This window comes from Bradyrhizobium sp. 44 (assembly GCF_023073095.1).
In the GTDB taxonomy this organism is placed as follows: Bacteria; Pseudomonadota; Alphaproteobacteria; order Rhizobiales; family Xanthobacteraceae; genus Bradyrhizobium.
This window is the reverse complement of sequence record NZ_JADPIY010000005.1, coordinates 1-2410: the sequence shown is the minus strand read 5'-3', so window position 1 is coordinate 2410 and position 2410 is coordinate 1. Positions and strand designations below refer to the sequence as shown.

3 protein-coding genes are annotated in these 2410 nt (G+C 67.1%); all 3 read right to left on the bottom strand.

From position 1 onward, the window contains the following. Positions 1–6 precede the first annotated feature (6 nt). Positions 7–1536, bottom strand: coding sequence for an IS66 family transposase (tnpC, locus tag IVB41_RS02010; protein ID WP_247426198.1), 1530 nt, complete (start codon positions 1534–1536; stop codon positions 7–9). Between the two features lie 69 nt (positions 1537–1605). Continuing rightward, the gene (gene tnpB / locus IVB41_RS02005) at positions 1606–1962 is read right to left on the bottom strand and encodes an IS66 family insertion sequence element accessory protein TnpB (protein ID WP_247426194.1); all 357 of its coding nucleotides are present in this window, start codon (positions 1960–1962) and stop codon (positions 1606–1608) included. Continuing rightward, positions 1959–2410, bottom strand: a 452-nt coding sequence (tnpA, locus tag IVB41_RS02000) for an IS66-like element accessory protein TnpA (RefSeq protein ID WP_346770796.1), incomplete at its 5' end; no start/stop codon positions are given. The genes tnpB and tnpA, both read right to left, overlap by 4 nt.

The following is a 2410-nucleotide window of genomic DNA, read 5'->3' as shown; positions in this document are numbered from 1 at the left end:
ATGTTCTCAGGCCACGCGCCAGCGTTCTGGGGTAGCGAGATAGGCCCAGGGTAGCAGTTCGTCGATCTGGCTATTCGGGTGATCGTTGACGATGCGGGTGATGACGTCGGCGAGATAGGCGTGGGGTTCGACGCCGATGAGCTTGCAGGTTTCGATCAGTGAGGCGATGACGGCCCAGTGTTCGCCGCCGCCGTCCGAGCCTGCGAACAGGGCGTTCTTGCGGTTGAGCGCGATTGGGCGGATAGCGCGCTCGACGACGTTGGAATCGATCTCAATGCGGCCGTCGGCAATGAAGCGCGTCAGCCCGTCCCAACGCGACAGCGCATATCGGATGGCCTCCGCGAGTTTGGTCTTTTGGCTAATCAGACCAAGCTTGGCGCGCAGCCAGGGTTCGAACTCGTCGGCGATCGGCCGGCTCTTCTCTTGGCGGACGGCGCGACGCTCGTCGGCGGTGCGGCCGCGGATCTGGGCTTCGATGACGTAGAGCCCGGCGATACGTTCGAGCGCCTCGCTGGCGATCGGTGCGGGACCGGCCGCGGCGAGTTCGTAGAAGCGCCGGCGCACATGTGACCAGCAGAACGCCAGTTCTACGTCACCGCGCTCGGCCAGGACCCGATAGCCGGCATAGCCGTCGACCTGGAGGATGCCGGCAAAACCCGCGAGGTGGACGATCGGCCGTTCGGCCTTGCGATCGGGAGCGTAGACATAGGCGACGGCGGGCGGGTCCGTGCCGCCCCAGGGCCGGTCGTCGCGGGCATAAGCCCAGAGCTGGCCGGTCTTGGTGCGGCCGCGTCCGGGATCGAGCACGGGGGCGGTGGTCTCGTCGGCAAACAGTTTTGTCGACTGCTTCAGCTTCGCGAGCAGTCGCTCATGCACCGGCCGCAACAGGAAGGCTGCCCGCCCGACCCAATCGGCCAAGGTCGAGCGATCCAGTTCGAGGCCCTGGCGGGCGTAAATTTGAGCCTGCCGATACAGCGGCAGATGGTCGGCATATTTGGCGACGAGTACCTGCGCCACGGTGGCTTCGGTCGGTAGCCCGCCCTCGATCAGCCGCGCTGGCGCCGGTGCCTGCACCATGGTCTCGCAGGCCCGGCAGGCATACTTCGGCCGCCTTACGACTAGGACCCGGAACTGGGCCGGCACGATATCCAATCGTTCGCTCACATCCTCGCCGATCCGGTGCAGCGCCTGCTGACAGCACGGGCAGGCGTCATCGTCGAGGTCAATCAGCATCTCGACCCGCGGCAGATGCGCCGGCAGCGCTCCTCTGTTCCTGCGGCGCCGTGCGGCTCGGCTAGATCGCTCGGCAGCATTGGCTGCATCGGTCGCGGCATCACTGCTCGCCTCGACCTGCTCGACCTCCTCCAGGCCGAGCAGCAACTGGTCCTCCGGCAGCGTCTCGGCCCGGCGGCCGAAGCGATGACGCTGCAACTCCTTGATGATCTGCTCGAGCCGCGCGGCGCGCGCCCGTTCGGCCAGCAGCATCGTCTTGAGCGTGCCGGGATCGTCCGGAAGCGTGTCGGCCGTCGTCGCCATGATGCGATTACACCATGCGTCGCGGCATCTCGCGAGCGCGACATGCATACTGATTCACTGTGCCGCAGTTCAACTCGCCTGGATCGGCGACGGTGTCTCGCGCGCGGTGTGGACGCGCTTCCAGTCCAGTCCTTCGAGCAAGGCTGACAGCTGCGCCGCGGTCAGGCGAATGACGCCGTCCTGCACGTTGGGCCAGCAGAACGAACCGGTCTCAAGCCGCTTGGCGAACAGGCACACACCCGTGCCGTCCCAATAGATCAGCTTCACCCGGTCGGCGCGCTTGGCGCGGAACACATACACGGCGCCGGAGAACGGATCGGCCTGCATGCTCTCACGCACCAGGGCCGCGAGCCCTTCGGCACCCTTGCGGAAGTCGACCGGCCTGGTCGCCACCATCACCCGCACCGCGCCCGTCGGACCGATCACGTGCAGGTCTTCAGCGCATGGATCACGGCCGCAATCGTCGCGGCATCCGCGCCGCGGCCGACCCGGAGCGCGACGCCGTTGATCTCGATCTCGATGATGCCGGTGTTCTCGGCCCCCTCGGGCGCCTTCCGGAGGCGTCGGCACTGCCGCGGTGAGCGCTCCGGCGGCGTGCATGATGGGGTAACGACAGCGGGCACGAACGTCTGCGGCTCGGGAGCCACAGGGATCGCAACCGGCTGTCGCATTTGCCGGCGCCACGTAAACAGCTGTTGCGGCGACAATCCGTGCCGCCGCGCGACCTCCGATACCACGGCTCCCGGGGCCAGCGTCTCCTCGACGAACCGCGCCTTGTCGTCGGCCGAGAACTGCCGGCGTCGGCCGCTCTCCGTGATGACCTCGACCCGGCGAACCGAGGTCCTGGGCTCAAGCATATGGTCAAGCTTAGACA